Annotated in this window: 15 protein-coding genes and 1 pseudogene; 8 read left to right on the top strand and 8 right to left on the bottom strand. The window is 73.3% G+C overall.

Going from position 1 to position 19,712, the window contains the following annotated elements; translation table 11 throughout:
- Positions 1-157: 157 nt before the first annotated feature.
- The 3 genes from GV126_RS00685 to GV126_RS00675 all read left to right on the top strand — a co-directional run bounded on the left by GV126_RS00685 (position 158) and on the right by GV126_RS00675 (position 3,832).
- Positions 158-1,114 (top strand): NAD(P)-dependent oxidoreductase, encoded by a 957-nt coding sequence (locus GV126_RS00685; protein ID WP_159661950.1) that lies wholly within the window; start codon positions 158-160, stop codon positions 1,112-1,114.
- Between the two features lie 140 nt (positions 1,115-1,254).
- Complete coding sequence (locus GV126_RS00680; protein ID WP_159661949.1) at positions 1,255-1,953, top strand: GntR family transcriptional regulator; 699 nt, start codon at positions 1,255-1,257, stop codon at positions 1,951-1,953.
- Positions 1,954-2,362: 409 nt separating this feature from the next.
- The gene (locus GV126_RS00675; RefSeq protein WP_159661948.1) at positions 2,363-3,832 is read left to right on the top strand and encodes an MFS transporter; all 1,470 of its coding nucleotides are present in this window, start codon (positions 2,363-2,365) and stop codon (positions 3,830-3,832) included.
- A gap of 142 nt (positions 3,833-3,974) precedes the next feature.
- On the opposite strand, the gene GV126_RS00670 is transcribed toward GV126_RS00675, so the two are convergent.
- Positions 3,975-5,204 carry an FAD-dependent oxidoreductase gene (locus GV126_RS00670; protein ID WP_159661947.1) on the bottom strand — a complete coding sequence of 410 codons (1,230 nt, stop codon included), beginning with the start codon at positions 5,202-5,204 and terminating at the stop codon, positions 3,975-3,977.
- Between the two features lie 390 nt (positions 5,205-5,594).
- Here GV126_RS00670 and GV126_RS35565 point away from each other — a divergent pair, with 390 nt between their 5' ends.
- The gene (locus GV126_RS35565; protein ID WP_201299779.1) at positions 5,595-7,271 is read left to right on the top strand and encodes a hypothetical protein; all 1,677 of its coding nucleotides are present in this window, start codon (positions 5,595-5,597) and stop codon (positions 7,269-7,271) included.
- 223 nt (positions 7,272-7,494) lie between these two features.
- Positions 7,495-7,758 (top strand): annotated as a pseudogene (locus GV126_RS36060) (PhoD-like phosphatase N-terminal domain-containing protein); the annotation flags it as partial.
- 294 nt (positions 7,759-8,052) lie between these two features.
- Here the strand turns inward: GV126_RS36060 and lplAB are convergent.
- From lplAB to GV126_RS00645, 3 genes are all read right to left on the bottom strand, one after another.
- Positions 8,053-9,117 carry a lipoate-protein ligase LplAB gene (gene lplAB, locus GV126_RS00655; protein ID WP_159661946.1) on the bottom strand — a complete coding sequence of 355 codons (1,065 nt, stop codon included), beginning with the start codon at positions 9,115-9,117 and terminating at the stop codon, positions 8,053-8,055.
- 126 nt (positions 9,118-9,243) lie between these two features.
- Positions 9,244-10,875: an amidohydrolase gene (locus tag GV126_RS00650; protein ID WP_159661945.1), complete on the bottom strand. Its 1,632-nt coding sequence runs from the start codon at positions 10,873-10,875 to the stop codon at positions 9,244-9,246.
- Positions 10,876-11,074: 199 nt separating this feature from the next.
- Entirely contained in the window at positions 11,075-12,607 is a 1,533-nt protein-coding gene (locus GV126_RS00645) for an APC family permease (RefSeq protein WP_159661944.1), read from the bottom strand.
- 182 nt (positions 12,608-12,789) lie between these two features.
- Here GV126_RS00645 and GV126_RS00640 point away from each other — a divergent pair, with 182 nt between their 5' ends.
- Entirely contained in the window at positions 12,790-13,440 is a 651-nt protein-coding gene (locus GV126_RS00640) for a TetR/AcrR family transcriptional regulator (protein WP_159661943.1), read from the top strand.
- On the opposite strand, the gene GV126_RS00635 is transcribed toward GV126_RS00640, so the two are convergent.
- On the bottom strand, positions 13,437-13,889 hold the full coding sequence (locus GV126_RS00635) for a MarR family winged helix-turn-helix transcriptional regulator (protein WP_159661942.1): 453 nt from the start codon (positions 13,887-13,889) through the stop codon (positions 13,437-13,439). The genes GV126_RS00640 and GV126_RS00635 overlap by 4 nt on opposite strands.
- 130 nt (positions 13,890-14,019) lie before the next feature.
- On the opposite strand from GV126_RS00635, the gene GV126_RS00630 reads away from it, so the two are divergent.
- Together GV126_RS00630 and GV126_RS00625 are read left to right on the top strand one after the other, a co-directional pair.
- A complete protein-coding gene (locus GV126_RS00630) occupies positions 14,020-15,555 on the top strand; it encodes a UbiD family decarboxylase (RefSeq protein ID WP_159661941.1) in 1,536 nt (511 codons plus the stop codon).
- 130 nt (positions 15,556-15,685) lie between these two features.
- Positions 15,686-16,261, top strand: coding sequence for a GlcG/HbpS family heme-binding protein (locus tag GV126_RS00625; protein WP_236569816.1), 576 nt, complete (start codon positions 15,686-15,688; stop codon positions 16,259-16,261).
- A gap of 185 nt (positions 16,262-16,446) precedes the next feature.
- Here GV126_RS00625 and GV126_RS00620 read toward each other — a convergent pair whose 3' ends face one another.
- The 3 genes from GV126_RS00620 to GV126_RS00610 form a co-directional block, all read right to left on the bottom strand.
- Positions 16,447-17,097, bottom strand: a complete 651-nt coding sequence (locus GV126_RS00620; RefSeq protein WP_028424639.1) for a GntR family transcriptional regulator — start codon at positions 17,095-17,097, stop codon at positions 16,447-16,449.
- A 119-nt stretch (positions 17,098-17,216) separates the two neighbouring features.
- On the bottom strand, positions 17,217-17,942 hold the full coding sequence (locus GV126_RS00615; RefSeq protein ID WP_159661940.1) for an aspartate/glutamate racemase family protein: 726 nt from the start codon (positions 17,940-17,942) through the stop codon (positions 17,217-17,219).
- Positions 17,943-18,009: 67 nt separating this feature from the next.
- Positions 18,010-19,497, bottom strand: coding sequence for an NCS1 family nucleobase:cation symporter-1 (locus GV126_RS00610; protein WP_159661939.1), 1,488 nt, complete (start codon positions 19,495-19,497; stop codon positions 18,010-18,012).
- Between the last annotated feature and the right edge of the window lie 215 nt (positions 19,498-19,712).

Raw genomic sequence — 19,712 nt, 5'->3', positions numbered from 1 at the left:
CCCCCTGTCCGCGCCGGAAGCACCGGCGCTCCCGCCCCCGCCCGGACCGCCGCGCCGCCTGCGGACACCGAACGTGACGGCCGCACGGCCGGCGCGGCGCGGAGAGAAACTGTTCCCGCGGCCCACTCGGCCGCAAGCCCGCACGAAGGAAGTCCTCATGTCCACCGACACCACCACCTCCTCCTCGTCCGCCACCCCCGGCTCGGTCACCGCGGTCCTCGGCCTGGGCGCCATGGGCCTGCCGATGGCCACCCGGCTGGCCGGGGCCTTCCCGGTCCGCGCCTTCGACGTCTTCGCCGAACGCCGGGACCTGGCCGCCGAGGCCGGGGCCGCACCCGCCGCGACGCCCGCCGAGGCCGCGCAGGACGCGGAAGTCGTCGTCATCGCCGTACGCGACCAGGAGCAGCTGGAGTCGTGTCTGTTCGGCGGCGGCCCCGTGCGCCGGGGGGCCGCCGAGACGCTGCGCGAGGGCGCGGTCGTCGTGGTCACCTCCACCGTGGGCGTCGACGCCGTCCAAGGCGTGGCCGCGCGCCTGGCCGAGCAGGGCGTGCGCCTGGTCGACGCGCCGGTCAGCGGCGGCGCGGTGCGGGCCGGCACCGGCGACCTGCTGATCATGGTCGGTGCCGACGACACCGCGCTGGACGCCGCCCGGCCCGTCCTGGACCGGCTCTCCTCCACCCTGCACGTCGTCGGCCCGCGCATCGGTGACGGACAGATCATGAAGACCGTCAACCAGTTGCTGTGCGGCATCCACACCGCGGCCGCCGCGGAGTCGCTCGCGCTGGCCCGCGCGCTCGGCATCGACCTGGAGCGTGCCGTGGACGTCCTCGGGCAGGGTGCCGCCGCCTCGTTCATGCTCGCCGACCGCGGGCCGCGCATGGTGCAGCAGTACCAGGTCGCCGAGGACGGCACCGGCGGTCCCGAGCTGCGCTCCCGGCTGGACATCATCCGCAAGGACATGAACCTGGTGGTGTCCCTCGCCAAGAAGGCGGGCGTGGCGACGTCGGTCGCCGCCGCCGCGGACCAGCTGTACCAGCTCGCCGTGAGCCACGGTCTGGGAGCGGAGGACGACTCGTCGCTGGTGACGCTGCTGTCCCCGCGCACCGCGCACTGACCCGGCGTCGGGAGCGCCGTCCGCCGGGCGGGCCACCCCCGCCGGGCACCGCCCGATAAGCTGACGGCCGGCGCACGGGTGCGTTCAGCTGGGACGAAACAAGGCCCCCACCGCGGGGGTCGCATCGGAAAGAGGCGACGATGGGAGCAGTCGGCAGGCAGGTACGGCCGACCGGGCTCGGCAGGACCGTCCTGATGGACGAGGCGTACGAGGCCCTGCTGGCCCTCATCCTCGACGAGGGCCTGGACCCCGGCACACCCTTGCGCATCGACACCATCGCCAAGGACTGGGGTGTCTCGCCGACACCGCTGCGCGAGGCGCTGGCCAAGCTGGAGAACACGGGTCTGGTGCAGCGGGTGCCGCACCGCGGCTACACGGTGGCACCGCTGCTGGACGACAGCGGGTTCCGTGAACTCATGGCGGCGCGGCTGCTCATCGAGCCCTACAGCGCACGCCAGGCGTGCGAGCGGGACGCGGCCGGCACGGCTCGGGTCCTCGCGGAGCACCACCGGGAGATGACGGAGGCCGCCGAGCAGCGCGAGACGGACGACTTCCGCGCCTACATGAAGGCGGACTCCGCCTTCCACGCCGCCATCGCCGAGGCCGCGGGCAACCGTTTCCTGTCCGCGGCCATCGACCCGCTGGGCGCTCACATCCAGCGCTTCCGCCGCTTCACCGGTGGACGCATCAACGACACCGAGGAGGCCCTGGCCGAGCACGCGGCGATCCTGCGGGCCTTCGAGGCGCGCGACGCGCAGGCGTGCGAGGCCGCGATGCGCGCACACCTGGACGGCGTGGCCCACCGGTCCTTCGGACCGGCGGGCACGGATCCCGCCTGATCGACTGACGGCGGGCCGGGCCGAGCCGCCCGGTCAGGACACGGGGACGGGCGGCGGACCGTCCTGGAAGGTCGCTCCGTAACGGCCCGGCAGGTCCTCGCGGTCGATGCCGTGGCGTGTGTCGGCGGCGCCGGTCGAGCGGAGCAAGGACCGCATCGAAGGCCGTGTTCCGACCGGCTGGTCCTCCGCGCCCGGGCCGGATGTCCCCGGGGCCGGGCCACGGCCACGACGCCGAAAAGGTGTGGCCCGACCGCGTGTTGCTCGCTACGGTCGCGGCCATGGTGGTCGCAGGGGACGCAGGAGCAGCGGTCCGGATCGCGGGCGGGGGACGGAAGGGCCGGGCGGGCGGCGCCTGCCCGGCGGACGGCGTCCGGCGGGTGGAACCGGGCACGACCGGGCGAGTCGACGGATGAGCAACGCGTCCGTGCCCACCGTCCCCTCGACTGGCACCGGCGGACAGGGCTGGGCCCTGCTGCTCGTGCTGTGCGGGACGATCTTCCTCGAGGGCAGCGACGTCGCCATGCTGGCCGTCGCCGTCCCCGCCATCCGGGCCGACCTCTCCCTGACCACCGGCGCCACGGCGTGGGTGATGAGCGGTTACGTGCTCGGCTACGCCGGTTTCACCCTGCTCGGCGGTCGGGCCGCCGATCTGCTGGGCAGGCGGCGCATGTTCCTCACCTGGCTGGCCGTCTTCCTGGTCTTCTCCCTGCTGGGCGGCTTCGCGATCGACGGCTGGACGCTGGTCGTGGCCCGGTTCGTCACCGGTGTGGCGGCGGCTTTCATGACCCCCGCCGCCATGTCGATCATCACGACCTCGTATCCGGAGGGACCGCGGCGCGACAAGGCGTTGCTGGTCTTCGCCGGGGTCGGTGCCGGCGGCTTCTCGCTGGGCCTGGTCATCGGCGGGCTGCTGACCGAACTGGGCTGGCGCTGGGTGTTCTTCGCCCCGGTGGTCCTGGCCGGAGCCATCCTGCTCGCGGCGCTGCGGGTGCTGCCGGCCGAGGCCCGGCCCGAGCCGGCGCGGCGCGGCTACGACCTGGCCGGCGCCGCCTGCGCCGCCGCGGCGATGCTGCTGTTCGCCTACGGCATCATCCGCCTGGAGCACCGCGACGAAGGACTCCGGCCGACCCTCGGCGCGTTCGCCGCCGGGTCGGCCCTGGTGGCGGCGTTCGTCGTGATCGAACGGCGCGCCGCGGCGCCGCTCGTCCGGCTGGGGATCTTCCGCAGGGCCGCGATGGTGCGGGCCGACCTTTCCGCGCTGCTCTTTCTGGGCGCGTTCTACGGCTTCCAGTTCGTCGTCACCCTCTACCTGCAGGAGCTGCGCGACTGGTCCCCCCTGCGGACCGCCCTCGCGCTGATCGCCATGGGCTGCGACGCCGTGCTGGCGCCCACGCTCACTCCGTGCCTGGTGCGCCGCTACGGCACCGGCCGGGTCATTCTCGGCGGCTTCCTGCTGGCGGTCGTTGGCTACGGGCTCTTCCTGCCGGTCGGGATCGACGGGTCCTACGGGGCGATGTTCCCGAGCCTGATCACCGCGGGCCTCGCCTTCGCCCTCGCCTACGGTCCGCTCACCATCGCGGCCACCGACAGCGTGGCCGCGCAGGAGCAGGGCCTGGCCGGCGGGCTGCTGTACACATTCACCCAGTTCGGCTCCGCGGTCGGGATCTCCGCGGTGACCGTGGTGTACGGCATCGCCGCGGACGGCGCCGACGGCGCCGCGGGCGCGGCGCCGGCCGCCTACCGCACCGCGCTCGTCGTCCCGGTCGTCATGGTGCTGCTGGGTGCGGTGCTCTCCGCCTTCGGCCTGCGCGGTGCCGGACCCGCCGACGGCCCGCGCGAGGGTGCCGCACCCGCGGCCCGCGACGGCGTACCGGGATGATCCGGGAGCGGGGCAGGCAGGGCGGGGCGCGCAGACGGCTTTCCACGTCGGCGAGGCGGCTGGACGGCTTCCCGCGTCGGCGAGGCGGCGAGAACGAACGCCTCGTCACCGCCGGGAGGCCCCACCGACCGGACGGTCGTCCTCACCGCAGCGACCGCGCCGGCGGGCGCTCGCGCAGGGCGCCGTAGCCGATGAAGTACGCCGGCACGCGCTTGAGCCAGGGCACGGTGGCGAGCAGTTCGCCCATCCGCCGCGCCCGGGGGCGGCCGAGAGGCGGGCGGCCGGCGAGCACGGGTCCGATGACCCGCGCGTGGGCGATCCGCTGCAGAGCCTGCGTCGCCACCGTCGTCGGCCGGCGGCGCCGCTCGACGCGGCGGACGTCCCGCAGGCCGACGGTGCCGCCGCGCAGCGGCCCGGCCAGATGCCGCGCGGCGGCCACGGCGTCCTGGACGGCGAGGTTGATGCCGATGCCGAACACCGGTGACATCGCGTGCGCCGCGTCGCCGATGCACAGCAGTCCCGGGCGGTGCCAGCGCCGGAGGCGGTCGAGCCGTACGTCGAGCATCTTCACCTCCTCCCAGGACTCCAGCGCGTGCATCCGGTCCGCCAGCCAGGGGACGGCGGCCGCGAACTGGTCCCGGAACCGGTCGAGGCCGGCGGCGCGGCGCTCGGCGTCCGTGCCCTTGGGGATCAGCGCGGCGCACTGCCAGTACTCCCCGCGGTCGATCAGGGCCGCGAGGAACCGGTCGCCGACACCCCCCACCAGCCCGTGCGGGTCGCTCTCCCGCCGCGGCAGCCGGAACCACCAGGCGTCCATGGGACACGCGAACCGCCGCGGCCGCAGTTCGGGCCGCGACCGGGCCAGGGAACCCCGGCCGTCGCAGGCCACCGTGAGCACGGCCCGCAGCTCTCCGGTGCGCCCGTCCGACGTGCGGTAGCGCACCCCCGTGACCCTTCCGCGCTCCACCACGAACGACGTCGCCTCGGTGTTCATCCGCAGGGAGAAGGACGGCTCCTTGCGGGCCTCCTCCGCGAGCAGGTCCAGCAGGTCCCACTGCGGCACCATCGCCACGTATGTGTACGGGCCGGGCAGGGCGCTGAGGTCGGAGACGGTGACCAGCGCACCGTCCGGACCGAGCGGCAGCTGCACCGAGGTGACCCGGCGCTGCGGCAGACGCGCGAAACGCTCGGCCAGACCGAGGTCGTCCAGCAACGCCAGCGTGGAGGGGTGCACGGTGTCACCGCGGAAGTCCCGCAGGAAGTCACCGTGCTTCTCCAGGACCGTCACCTCGACGCCGGCCCGGGCGAGCAACAGGGCGAGCACCATCCCGGCCGGTCCGCCGCCCACCACGCAGCACGTCGTCCGCTCCATCGCCGCCCTCCTCCGCCGGCCACCCGTCGCCTGCCCTCTGCGCTCCATACCACCACAGGTGTCCGCAACGGGCAGTCTGCGACCGGTGCGGCCCTGGGCGGGTGACCCCGCCGGGTGGAGTCCGGCGCCGTGATGCCCGCTCCGGCGCAGGAGCACCCGGTCCCGCGCAGGAGAGCCCCCGTCTCGGCGCAGAAGGCGCCCCGCCCCGGCCGGGGCGGGCAGACCGGAGAAGCCAATGGCGTGCGAACCGATGCCGATCGGCGGCCAGTGGCCTCACCCCGCCCGCCCTTTTCGGGCGGGTGGCTCCCCGTATGGCATCCTGGCCCGGAGCGTCGCGGTCGGGACAGAGGACTCAGTACCGACGCCGGGAAAAAGGGGAAAAAGGGACCCATGTCCGACGAGATTTTCGATGAGACCGCGACCGGTCGGCTCCGGCGGGCGTTCTCGCTGCTCGGGGTCGATCTGACCAGGTTCGACGGGACCATCGCGCACGCCGCCGACGGCACGGTCCACGACCTGACGGAACTCATCGCCGACCTGGAGCGGCTGCGCCCCGAACCCGAGGAACTGCCGACCCTGGTCCGGATGCATCTGCGGCGGCACGGCGGCGCCCGGCGCGAACAAGCGGAAGAACCGGGCAAGGGCCAGGAGGAAGCGCCGGCGGACGGACGAGCGGAAGGGCCTGGCGACGGGCAGGAGGAAGGCCCGGGGAACGGGCAGGAGGAAGGCCCGGGGAACGGGCAGGAGGAAGGCCCGGGGAACGGGCAGGAGGAAGGCCCGGCGAACGGGCAGGAGGAAGGCCCGGGGAACGGGCAGGCGGAAGGACCGCGGCAGGAGACCGGGGACACGCGGACCGGCGGGAGCACCGCCCTGTTCGAGGACGCCCGGGACCGGCTGTTCCCCTTCCTGACCGAGCCGGAGAACCTGGCGCAGTGGAACCCGCAGGAGTTCCAGCTGACGGCGGAGATCGCCCCGGGGCTGCGGCAGTTCGTCGCCCTGCGCAGGCCGGACGGGTTCGCTCTCGTCGGTGACAAGGTGCTGCGCGACATGGGCCCCGCCGAGGCGGTGCGCGAGCAGGCGCTGGCGAACCTGCGCGGCCTGCCCGTGGAGGAGCACGTCACACACGAGGTCGAGGGCGGCCGGTGCCACGTGGTGGCCGGCACCTCGCCGTTCAACGCCGCGCGTCTCGCCGTCCTCGACCGGCTGATACCGGAACTGACCGGGGCGCCGATACCGAAGGACGGCGTGCTCGTCGCGGTCCCGCACGCCTACAGCCTGCTCTTCCACCCGATCACCGACCCCGCTGTCCTGACGGGCGTGCTGTCCTTTCTGATGGCCCTGGCCCCGAAGGAGTACCGGAACGCGCGTCTGCGGGTGTCGCCGCACGTGTACTGGTGGCACGACGGCCTGCTGCGGCCCCTCGCCCGGCTGCACGACGGCGACATCGTCCTCGACGGGGACGAGGACCTGCGGGCCCTGATCCGGCGATCGCGCGGCGCGGCCCCCGCGACGGACGCCGCGCCCGCGCACGGGACGAAGGGCGACCCGCGCGCGCACCACTACCGGTTCGCGCACGACGTACTCAAGCATGCGGCCCTGACGAACGGCTCCTTCCTGCTCGACATGCCGAAGGACGAGGTCGATGTGCTGCTCGGCGCGTTCTGGGACGAGGCGGCTCAGGCGCTCGCGCCCGAGGAGCGGCTGACCGGCGCCCTGCCGCGCGGCACCCTGATGGAACAGGGCAGGCACGACGTGCTGGTGGTCGTCCTGCCGCCGGCCGTCCGCGCGGGGGAGGCGCACTTCGCGGCGGTCGTCCGGCACGGGGGGCGGGACACCTGCCGTTACCTGACCCTGGAGCGGTCGGTCGATCCGCTCACCGGTGAGGAAGGCGCCGTGCTGTGCGAGTGGGCCGATGAGACGGAGCACGCCGTGGTGCGCACCGGCATGGCACGCGACCCCATGGCGTTCGTGAACGCCGTGGTCGAACACACCCGCCACACCCCCGGGACACACGGCCCCGGCACGGGCGAGCGGCGCGGGCTGCGCCGGCTCTTCAAGAGCCGGTAGACGGCGGGCGGGCCGGTGCCGCGGGCGGGACGGCCGGTCGCGACCGCCGACCGGCCCGCACCTGGACGCGGCCGGCCCGCGGTTGCACGGGACCGGTCCGCTGCCGCGCGCGGCCGGTTCGGCGCGTCCGGGACGAGGACCGGCTCCTGGGATCACTGAGACTCCATCCGCGGTTCAGACATGCGCAGCCGCGAAGTCTTCTGGGCGCGGACGACCTCTCGTAGTGTCACGGCGGAGATCCCTTCATACGGAGGTCAACTTGCCGGAGACGACCGACAATCCGCCGTCCTCCCCCCGCAGCGGTCTGCCGTCGCGACGCCTGCTGATCGGCGGTGCCGTGGCCGCCGCCGGGGTGCTCGCCTTCCCCGGCGCGGCTAGTGCCCGCTCCGCCACGACCGCGCTGCGGGCCGATCCCTTCACCCTGGGCGTCGCCTCCGGCGATCCGCTGCCCGACAGCGTCGTGCTGTGGACGCGACTGGCCCCCGATCCGCTCGACACCTCCTCGATGCTGGAGGGAGAGAGGAGAATGGGTGCGGGGAGGGTGATTCTTTTTTTTTTTTTTTTCAAAGCAGAAGCCGGCATACGATTTTTCTGCCTGTCTCGTGGGCTCGGAAATGTGAATAAGGCACACCTTCAGCCTCCGGCCGCCCGCCACTCGGCGACGTGGCCGTCGAGGATGCGCCGCAGGGTGATGCCATCCGCAGGTGGTCGAGGTGGTCTAGGTTTCGTCGAGGTCGGCCGGGCAGCCCCGCTCCGACCACGGCGCGCGACGGGACCCGTGCTACGGCACGCGCGCCGTCCACTCCTCGCTGCCGTACTTGGTGACGGCCAGTTCCTGGGCGCGGGCCATCTCCTCGGGGGTGACGTGCCCGGAGGTGAGGCCGTAGCGGGTCCGGAAGGAGTCGATCATGCGCTCGATGACGGTCTCGCGGGGCAGGCCGGTCTGGCGCCGCAGGGGGTCGACGCGCTTCTTGGCGGACCGGGTGCCCTTGTCGGACATCTTCTCCTTGCCGATGCGCAGCACGTCGAGCATCTTGTCGGCGTCGATGTCGTAGGACATGGTCACGTGGTGCAGAACCGCGCCGGGGCCGCCGTCGGTGGCGACCATGCGCTTCTGGGCGGCGCCGGCGATCTTGCCGGCCTCGGTGGCGATGTCGTTCAGGGGCTGGTACCACGCCTTGATGCCCATGTCGCCCAGGGCCGCCAGCACCCAGTCGTCGAGGTAGCGGTAGGAGTCGGCGAAAGACAGACCGGACACCAGCGGCGCGGGCACGGACAGGGAGTAGGTGATGGTGTTCCCGGCCTCGACGAACATGGCGCCGCCGCCGGAGATGCGGCGGACGACGGTGACGCCGTGCCGGGCGGCGCCCTCGGGGTCCACCTCGTTGCGCAGCGACTGGAAGCTGCCGATGATCACGGCGGGGGCTCCCCACTCCCAGACCCGCAGCGTCGGGGGCCGCCGGCCGGCCGCCACCTCGGCGGTCAGCACCTCGTCCAGCGCCATGTGCAGCGCGGGCGACTGCGGGCCCTCGTGGATCAGCTGCCAGTCGTAGTCCGTCCAGTCGGTGGCCTCGGCCAGCGCGCGGCGCACCGCGGTGCCCACGCCCTGGGACGTCAGCCCGTACATCACCGTGCCCTGCGGGAGCGCGGCGTCGATCCGGGCCGCCAACCCTGCGGCGTCGGTGTCCGCGGGGGCGCCCTCCAGCGCGCCGTTCACGGCGTCCAGCGCCTCGTCCGGCTCCAGGAAGAAGTCCCCGGCCACCTGCACGTGCCGCAGCACGCCGTCCTCGACCTCCAGGTCCACGACGACGAGCTTGCCGTCGGGCACCTTGTATTCACCGTGCACTTCTCCGGGCCTCCGTTCCTGCCGCAGTGGATCAACGTGCGACAGGCCCGCGGTGTTCCCGGCCCGGCGCCGGCGAGGCCGGCCGGCCGGCGAAAGTCCTGGTCGTCGGGCGCCGGGCCGGCGGGCTCAGGCCCGGTGCACGATCGTCCCGCCGGTCATGGTCAGGGTGACGGGCGCCGTGCCGACCTCGTCGGCGGGCGCGGTGACCGGGTCCACGGCGAACGCCGTCAGGTCGGCCCTGCACCCCGGCGCGACGCGCCCGGCCACCCCCTGCTCGCCGACCGCGAGGGCGGCGTGCGAGGTGAGGCCCTCCAGCGCCATCAGGCCCGTGAGCGCCTGCTCGGCGGTGACCGGGGCGACCTCCGGTCGCCCGGGCAGCCGGCGCAGCCGGGCGGTGGCGAGCACCTGGCGCGGGTCGTAGTGCGCGATGGGCCAGTCCGAGCCCAGCACGAGGATCGCGCCCGCCTCCCGCAGGTCACGGCAGCGCCAGGCGCGACCGGCGCGCTCCTCGCCGACCCGCTGCGACCACTGGTCGGTGTGGTCGGCGCGGGTGTACGCCAGGTGCGTGGGCTGCATGGACGCGGCCACGCCGAGCCGGGCGAAACGGGGCAGCTGGCTGCCGGGCACCGTCTCGATGTGCTCGATCCGGTGCAGGGCGCGCTGCGCGGGGTCCGTCAGGAGTTCCACGGTGTCCAGCACGTGCCGTACGGCCGCGTCCCCGATGGCGTGGGTCGCGGTGCGCACGCCGGCGCGCGCGAAGTGGTGCACGGCGCGGGTGTAGTCGGCGGGGTCGGGCCAGAACGGCTCGGTTCCCTGACCGTGGCAGTCGGCGTGCTCCAGCCAGGCGGTGCCGCCCTCGACGGTGCCGTCCATGAAGAACTTCACGCCGCCGACGAGCCAGCGCCGCCCGTGGGAGCGCTGGAGCGCGACCAGGTGGTCCAGGCCCTCCGCGTCGGTGCCGGGCATGCACCAGGGGAAGATCCGCAGCCGCAGCGGCAGTTCGCCGTCGTCCTCGACAGCGGCCAGCAGTTCCAGGGTGTCCGGCTCCTGCAGGTCCATGACGTGGGCGCCCGTCAACCCGGTGGCGGCCATGTCCCGCAGCAGGGCGAGGAGCCGTTCCCGGCGCACGGCCGCGCTCTGCGCGGGCAGCACCGGGTCCATCAGGCTCATGGCGTCGAACTCGATGAGATGCCCGGTGGGCCGCCCCTCCTCGTCGCAGACGACCTGGGCGCCCTGCTGGAAGCGGCGCGGGCCGTCGATGCCGGCGGCGGCCAGGGCCGGGCCGCTGGCCAGGGCCGAATGGCCGTCGTAGAGCCGGATGAAGGCGGGCACGCCCGCGAGGGCGGCGTCGATCAGGTCGTGGTGGACGGGCCGGCCGCCGAAGACGTTGTGGTCCAGGTTGTGCCCGAGGACCCAGTCGCCGGGCTTCGCCGCGCGGGCCGCGGCGGACAGCTCGGCGCGCAGCGCGTCCAGGTCCCGGCAGTCGGAGAGGTCGAGGCCCGTGGCCATCCTGAGCCCGAAGCTCGGGTGGCTGTGGCCGTCCACCAGCCCGGGTGTGAGGGTGGCCCCGGCCAGGTCGACGATCTCGGTGTGCGGCCCCCGCCAGTCCCGTACGTCGCTGTCGTCACCGACGGCGACGATGCGGCCGTCGGCGACCGCGACGGCGCTCGCCGAGGGCCGGCCGGGGTCGAGGGTGCGGACCCGGGCACCGGTCAGGACGGTGTCGGCGGTGGAGCGGGGGGCGGCGAGGTGTGACACAGGTGTTTCCTTGCTTCGTGCGGGGGTTGCGGGTGTGCCGCGCTTGGTGCGGAGGTACGGGGCCACGGGTGTGCCGTGCTCCGGTACGGGGCGCGGGTGTGCCGTGCTCCGGTACGGGGCGCGGGTGTGCCCTGCTGCGTGCGGCGGGGCACGTGTGTGCGCCGGCGCGGTGCGGCGGCTGGGGCGGGCGACGGCCCGGTCAGGCCGGGGCCTGGCCGGCGGCCGGTTCGCCGGTCGGTTCCTCGGCCGGTTCGTCGGCGAAGTGCGCGTAGACCTCGGGCCGGGTGCGGCGGATGCGCAGGGAGATCAGGACCCCGAGGACGAAGGCGGCCGGGACGAGCAGCACCAGGACGGTATCGGTGGTGGCCGACGCCCCGGTCATCAGGCCGATCTTGCTGACGACCAGCCACATCGCACCGGCCATCAGCACGGCGGCGGCCAGCGGCGCGATCAGGCTCCGCCAGCGGCCCTCCTCGTGCCGTGTGCGCCGGAAGTAGCGGACCACGGCGACGGCGGTGAGCGCCTGCAGGCCCATCAGGCCCAGGCTGCCGGGGGTGTTCAGCCACAGCAGCAGCTGCCGGTAGGGGTCGGCGCCGGCCACGGCGAAGCCCGTGACGAGCAGCAGGGCGAGGACGCTCTGCGCGATGCCGGCCACGTACGGCGAGCGGTGCTTGGCGTGCACCCGGCCGAGCACCTGGGGCAGCACGCCCTCCTGGGCGAGCGAGAGGCCGTAGCGGTTGATGGCGTTGTGGAAGGCCAGTTGCGAGGCGAGGATGCTGGTGATGATGAACAGGTGCATCAGGTCGGCGGCCCAGCCGCCCACGTAATGGGTGGTCGCGGTGAAGAACAGGCCCATGGGGTCGGCGGCGACGGCCTTCATGATCCGCGAGCCGCCGTAGGCCTGGATGACGATCCACACGCTGAAGGCGTAGAACAGGCCGAGGAAACCGACGGCGATGTAGGTGGCCCGCGGAATGGTGCGGCCCGGGTCGCGCGCCTCGCGGCGGTAGATCGCGGTGGACTCGAAACCCGTGAACGCGGCGAACGCGAAGGACAGCACCGCCCCGGTGCCGGGCACCAGGACGTTGCCGGGGGTGAAGGAGTCCCAGGCGATGCCCTCGGCGCCGCCGTCGAGGAGCACGCCGCCGGCCAGCAGCACCAGGATGCCGGTCTCCGCGAGCAGCAGCACGGCGAGCACCTTCGCGCCGAACTCGATACTGCGGTAGCCGAGGTACCAGATCACGAACACACCGGCGATCGCGATCGCCGGCCAGGGCACCTGGATGCCCCACAGGGCGTCGAGGGTGTCGCGGGTGCCGGTGGCGAGCAGCCCGTACACGCCGATCTGCATGCCGTTGTACGCCAGCAGGGCGACCGTGGCGGCCCCGAAGCCGGCCGGGCGGCCGAGCCCGCGCGTGATGAAGGCGTAGAAGCCGCCGCTGCTGCGCACGTGCCGGGTCATCGCCGTGAAGCCGGCCGCGAAGACCGCGAGCACGGCACCGGCGATCAGGTAACCGACGGGTGCGCCGACGCCGCCCACCCCGATGGCCAGGGGTGCCACGCCGGCCATCACCGTCAGCGGCGCCGCGGCCGAGACGACGAAGAAGGCGATGTCGGCGACGCCCAGACTGGCCCGGCGCAGACCGGGGGAGCCGTCCGTCTCGGCGTCGCCCTCGCACCGCGGTGCGGCGCTGTCGGCTGCTCCCTGACGGGAGGTGGACTCAACGGCCATACGTTCGGCCCTTCTTCGACGGGGGAGAGGGCGGGGCGGCGGCCCCGGCGACCGGCCGCGTCCCCCGGGGGACCCCGGGGGACGGGGACAGTGGCGCCGCCGCGAAACCTAAACCGTTTCGATTTAGGTAATCTAGCGACCGACGTAGGATTCGGGAAGACCTCACGTCAGGAGATCCATCCATGGGGCGGCCGCGAAAGGCTCTGCTCGACCGACGGCGCATCGGCCGTACGGCGCTCGAACTCGTCGATGAGACGGGCGACTTCACCGTCCCCGAGATCGCGCGCCGGCTCGGTGTGCAGACCGCCTCGGTGTATCACCATGTGGACGGCCGGGCCGGGGTGATCGAGCTGCTGCGCGACCAGGTGGTCGACGACCTCGACCCCGCTGCCCTCGACGAGGGTCCCTGGGACGTGGCCCTGCAGGCGTGGGCGCGCTCCTACCGGGCCGCCTTCGCGGCCCACCCCAGGGCGGTCTCCATGCTGATGACCACCCCGGTGCGGGCACCCCGGGTGATCCGGCAGTACGACCGGGTGGCCGCCCTGCTGCTGGCCGCCGGGTTCGCGCCGGAGCTGGTCATGCCGGTCGTCACCGGCCTGGACAACATCGTCCTCGGCTCGGCCCTGGACATGTCGGCCCCCGAGGTGATGTGGGTGGTCGGGGCCGACGTGGAGGCGCCCCACCTGGCCGCGGCCCTGGTGGCCACGGGAGCGGACCGCGCCGACCGGGCCTTCGAGCTGACCCTCGCCGGTTTCCTGGCCCACTGCCGCGCCCTGCTCGCCTCAGGCGGGAGCGCCGCCGGCGGCGGAGAGGGTGCTGCCCGGGAAGGCTAGCCTTCCCGGGCGCCGACCGCCCGTCGCAGCAGGCCGAGCAGCTGGTCCCGCTCCTCGGGGGTGAACGGCGCGAGCATCTGCTCGCTCACCGCCACGACCGCGGGGGCCAGGCGGACGGCCAGCCGCCGGCCCTCCTCGGTCAGGCGCACCCGTTTGCGCCGGCGGTCGCTGTCGTCGCGGGCGATGTCCACCAGGCCGCGGCGGCGCAGCCGTTCGAGCAGGGGCGCTGCGGTCGACTTGTCGAGATGTGCCAGGGCGCCGAGCGTGCTCTGGTCCATGTCGCCGTGGGCGTCCAGCAGGCTCAGCACCGTGAACTGCGGCCCGGTGAGGTCCTGGTGCACCTGCTCGTACCACAGCCGGGTGTGCAGCTGGTTCAACTGGCGGGCCAGCGGCCCGAGTCCGCCGAGCGCGTCCAGCGGAGTGGGTGTCGGCGCCGCCTGCTGCCTCATCACTCCGCCTCCAGCCCGGTTGTTCAGGACGTACACGTACTATACGGTGCGAGAAAGAAGGACGTGTACGTCATAACTGTGTGTGACGAGGGGTGGTGCTCCGCCCCCCGCGCACGGGAAAGGTCCTGTCATGGCACGACGCGGCAGCGCACTCGACTTCCGCGACTTCGTCACGGAGTTGCTCGCCACCGGTGACGCGGTGGACATCCGGGAACCGGTCAGCCCCACCCTGGAGGTCGGCGCGGTCACCCGTCGCGTCTACGACACCCGCAGCCCCGCCCCGCTCTTCGGCAACCTCACCGAAGGCGCCCCCGGTTTCCGGATCCTGGGCGCCCCGGCGGGACTGAGCGGACGCCCGGGGCAGACGTACGGACGGCTGGCCGCCCACCTGGGGCTGCCGCGCACCACCGGACCGCGCGACCTGCTCGAGAAGCTGATCTCCGCCATGCACACCGACCCCGTCCCCCCGCGCGTGGTGGCGACCGGACCCTGCAAGGAGAACATCGTCACCGGTGACGACGTGGACCTGGAGCGTTTCCCGGTGCCGCTGCTGCACGCGCAGGACGGCGGCCGGTACTTCGGCACCTACGGCTTCCACGTGGTGCGCACCCCGGACGGACGCTGGACGAGCTGGTCGGTCAGCCGCACCATGCTGCACGGGCGCACCACCCTGGTGGGCCCCGCCATGCCGCAGCAGCACCTCGGCATGATCCACGGGATGTGGCGCGAGCGGGGCGAGCGCACCCCGTGGGCCATGGTGCTCGGCGCCCCGCCGGCGGCCCTGGCCGCGGCCGGCATGCCGCTTCCCGCCCATGTGAACGAGGACGGCTATGTCGGCGCCCTGGCCGGCGGCCCCGTCGAGGTGGTCCGCGCCGAGACCAACGACCTGTACGTCCCGGCCCGCTCCGAGATCGTGCTGGAGGGGTACATCAGCCCCGACGAGACGGCCCCCGAGGGACCGATGGGGGAGTACCACGGGTACGCCTTCGCCGAGAGCAAGCGGCAACCGGTCTTCCAAGTCGAGGCGGTGACACACCGTCAGGATCCGATCCTGCCCGTCTGCGTGGCGGGCCTGCCGCCGGAGGAGAACCACACCATCTGGGGCACCATGATCTCGGCCGTCAGCCTGGACCTGCTGCGCTCCAGCGGGCTGCCCGTCTCCCTGGCCTGGTGCTCCTACGAGGCCGCCACCTGCTGGATCGTCGTGGCCGTCGACATCCGGCGGCTGGCCCGCACGCGCATGACCGAGCGGGAGCTGGCCGACGCCGTGGCCGAGGTGCTCTTCGGGTCGCACACCGGGTGGCTGGTCCCGAAGGTCCTCCTGGTGGCCGACGACATCGACATCACCGACATCGACCAGGTCGTGTGGGCCCTGGCCACCCGCAACCACCCCGCCACCGGCCACTACGTCTACCCCGAGGCGCCCGGCATCCCCATGGTCCCCTACCTCACCACGGAAGAGGCGCGCACCGGCCGGGGCGGGAAGGCCGTCGTCAGCTGCCTGCTGCCCGAGCAGTTCGAGGGCGTCACGCGGGGGGTCACCGCCTCGTTCGCCAACTCCTTTCCGAAGGACGTGCGCCGGCGCGTCCTGGAGAAGTGGACCGACTACGGGTTCGCGGCGACCGGGCACGGCCCGGCAGGGGCCGAGGGTCATCCGATCGGCTGACCCCGGGGTCGTCCGTCCCGCTGCGCAGGACCAGCCGGAGAGCCGAGGGGGGTGTGGGGTCCCGGCCGGGAGGCTGGAGGCACGGCGCGTCAAGCGCCCCTCGATGGGACACGACAGGGAGTTGCCCGCCATGCAGCAGCACAAGGCCAGGATGTTCTCCACCCGTGCCAGGGTCGTCGCCTCCGCGGCGGCCGTGGCGGCGGTCGGGGCCGGGGTGGTCGGAGCGGTGTCCGCCGCCGCGGACACCCCGGCCGCCCCGCCGGCCGCCCCCGTGGCCGCGGTGAAGACGAAGGCCACGACCACCAGCGACCACCTCACGGTCGAGGCCGCCGCCCGGGCCGCGCAGGCGGCGCTGCAGGCGGCCGGGAAGGAGGGGCAGCGGGTGAGCGTCGCGGTGGTGGACCGCGACGGCAACACCCTCGTCACGCTGCGCGGGGACGGTGCCGGTCCGCAGTCCTACGAGTCGGCGATCAAGAAGGCGTACACCGCCGTCTCCTGGAACGCGCCCACCTCCCAGCTGGTCGAACGCCTGAAGGCGGCCCCCACGCTGAAGGACATCCCGGGCACTTTGTTCCTGGCGGGCGGCGCTCCGGTGGCCTACGGCAACGCGCCGATCGCGGGTGTCGGTGTCGCGGGCGCCCCGTCCGGCGACCTGGACGAGAAGTTCGCCCGGGCGGGGATCGCGGCTCTCGCCGACGGCCGCTAGAAGGGGCCTTTCCGGGCGACGGCTGCCGGCCGCGGGGCTTCGGCGGCGAGGGCCGCTCGCGCGGGACCTGCGCGGCGTCGGCCGCCCGCGCAGTCGTGCTCCGGTGAGGAGTGACGGCCGCCTTCGCGTCTTCGGGCGCCGGGGCGGCCGGTGTCGTCCTGGGGCGCAGGCCCGGCCGGAGCCGGTCAGGGCTGGTCGTGACCTCGGTGGCCGATGACGGCGTTGCGGCTGGTGGCGAGGTGGTCGCGGACGAGGGTCTCGATGTGGTCGACGTCGCGGGCGGCGATGGCGTCGTACAGGGTCTGGTGTTCGCGTGCGATGCCGAGCAGGTCGTCGTGCTGGCTGAGGAGCCAGCGCAGCCGGCTGCGCAGGACGCGTTCGAGTTCGGTGAGCAGCTCGTTGGCGGCCAGGGCGGTGACCGTCTGGTGGAAGTCGGCTGCGGCGCGGCGGGCGCGTACGGCGTCGCCGGCGCGGGCGGCGGCCAGTTCGGTGTCCAGGGCCGCGCGGAGTTGCTCCAGGCCGGCGCGGGTGTGCCGCTGGGCGGCCAGCCGGAAGGCCAGGGGTTCCAGGGCCGCGCGGACCTCGTCGAGGTCGGCGACGTCGCTGGCGGTGAACTCGCGGACCACGGCCCAGGTGCGGGGCCTGGGGGTGACCAGCCCTTCGGAGACCAGGGTTTTGAGGGCTTCGCGGACGGGGAGGCGGCTGACGCCCAGGGATTCGGCCAGCTCGCGTTCCACGAGCCGGCTGCCGGGGCGTCGGACTCCGTCGAGGATCTCGTCGCGCAGCTGCCGCGTCACCCGCTCGGACTCGGGCATGAAGTCCCCTGACGCAGTCATCGCCGTCCTTCTCGTCTCGCCGTGTCCCCCGGGCGCGTCCCGCCGTGTCCCTCGGGCGCACCGCCCGCGTTCCCGCTGGGCGGGCGGGACGGCCCGTCAGGATACCCCGCACCCCCAGGTCAGCGGACGCGCGGTGGCCAGTTGGCGATCTGCTTGGGCCGCGGCGGCGCATACGTGCGCACCTTGGACGTGGACAGGCCGAGGCGGACGAGGGACTCGGCGATCGTCACGGCGGCGCTCACCCCGTCCACCACCGGCACCCCGGTCCGCTTCACCACGCGCTCGGCGAGACCGGCCATGCCCCCGCAGCCCAGGCAGATCACCTCGGCGCGGTCCTCGGTCACCGCCAAGGCGGCCTGCTCCGCGATGGCGTCCACGGCCGCCGCCTCGTCCTGTTCCAGGTCGAGCACGGCGAGCCCGCTGGCGCGCACGGAGGCGCACCGGGCGCGCAGACCGGCCACCTCCAGGCGCTCCTCGATCAAGCGGACCGTACGGTCCAGGGTGGTCACCACGGAGTAGCGCCGGCCGAGGAACTGAGCGGTGCTCGCGGCCGCCTCGGTGATGTCCACCACGGGGACGTCGAGCAGTTCCTGCAGCCCCTCGCGGCCGTGTTCGCCGTAACCGGCCTGGATCACCGCGTCGAACGGCTCCGGGTGGGCGAGCACGGTCTCCATGACGGCCACGGCGGCGAGGTAGCTCTCGTAGTTGCCCTCGACGGACTCCGCGCCGAAGGCGGGGGTCAGCGGCACGATCTCGGTGCCCGGCAGGGCCGCGGCGGCCGCCTGCTCGCCGATGGCGTCGGTGATGGACTGCGTGGTGTTGACGTTGACCACGAGGATGCGCATGGGTGGGTGGGCCTTCTGCTCGGTGGGGTGGTGCGTGTCTCTCCTCGGCGTACGTGCCCGGCCGGGGTCATTCCGCGGTGACGGCGATGGCTTCGCCGTCCACGTCGCGCAGGGGCGTGGCACGGTCGGCGACGAGGGTGTAGAGCCCGGCGGCGAGCACCGCGCCGACGAACCACGAGAAGCCGGCCGCGGCGTGGAAGAACGGCACCAGGGCGACGACCACGGCGATCGCGGCGCTGGGCACGAACGCGGCGACGGCACGCGGGTTGTAGCCGCGGCGGTAGTGGTATTCGGCGTCGGCGTCCTCGGTGTAGAGGTGGGGGACGTTCACACGTGCCCGGCGCAGCAGCCAGTAGTCGGCCATGATGACACCGAACAGGGGGCCGAGGAGGGCGCCGAGTCCGCCGAGGAAGTAGTTCACGACGAGCGGGCTGTTGTAGAGGTTCCAGGGCGTGATGATCAGCCCGAGGACCGCGCTGACCAGGCCGGCCTTGCGGAAGTCCAGGCGGCGGGGGAAGAGGTCGACCAGTGTGTAGATCGGGGCGACGAAGTTGGCCAGCAGGTTCACCGCCACGGTCAGGGCGATGAGCGCGAGCGAGGCGATGGCCAGCAGCGCCATGTTCGGGACGCTCCGCACGATGTCCGTCGGGCTGGTGATGACCCGGCCGTCGAGCTTGAACTGGGCGCCGCTGAGGACCGCCACGATGCAGGCGAAGAACAGCATGTTGACCGGGATGCCGATGACGTTGCCGCGGACGATGGAGCCGCGGCTGCGCGCGGAGCGGGTGAAGTCGCAGAAGTTCAGCACGAACGTCCCGTAGATGACCACCCACAGCGCGGCGGCCTGCAGCACTTGCAGCCACATCGCGCCGCCGGTGAGGGGGTCGCCGGCGGACAGGGAGATCGAGCCGCCGGCGCGGACGAACATCCACACCGCGAGCGCACACATGGTGATCAGGGTGGTGGGCGCGGCGAAGGCCATGTACCGGCGGATCATCTGCATGCCGTAGCTGACGATGAGCACCTGCAGCGCCCACAGTGCCAGGAAGGTGATCCAGCCGAGCGTCGACTGCCCCAGCAGGGAGTTGGTGTCCAGGCGGGCCAGCGCCGGGAACATGGCCACCAGCAGGGTGCTCAGGACGGTGGAGGCCAGATACGTCTGGATGCCGAACCAGGTGACGGCGACGGCGCCGCGGACGGCGGCCGGAATCCTCGCCCCCTTGATGCCGAAGGCGATCCGGCTCATGACGGGGAAGGGGACACCCGTCTTGTGTCCCATGAACCCGGACAGGGTCAGCAGGAGGAACAGCAGGACGGAGGCGAGCGCGAAGGCGGCCAGGATGCCCCACACGTTCAGCCCGAGGGCGAACAGGCCGATGGCGAAGGCGTAGTTGCCGAGGCTGTGGACGTCGTTGGCCCAGAGGGTGAAGACGTTGTAGGCGCCCCAGCGGCGGCCCTCCCGTTTGATCGGGGCGAGGTCGTAGGTGTAGAGGCCGGGACTCGTGGCGGCGCCGGTGGTCTCCACGGGCGAGCGGCGGTCTTCCAGGGCAGTCATGCGGGACTCCTGGGATGGGATACAGGATGGGGGTTTCCGCGAATCGGAAGGCGGTTTCCGTGGCTGAGAACCTAGATTTAGCCGATCAGCGGCGTCAAGAGGTGCGCGCGTAAATGGAATCCCATTTTGGTGAGCGTGAGGGGCCCGGCGGCACGGACAGAAGAAACCCACCGGCCCGGCGGGGGGGTGCGGGCTCCTATAAACACCGGGCGCCG

Source organism: Streptomyces mexicanus, assembly GCF_902506575.1.
Lineage (GTDB): Bacteria > Actinomycetota > Actinomycetes > Streptomycetales > Streptomycetaceae > Streptomyces > Streptomyces mexicanus.
The sequence above is the reverse complement of the archived record's forward strand: the minus strand, read 5'-3'. Positions and strand labels throughout refer to the sequence as shown.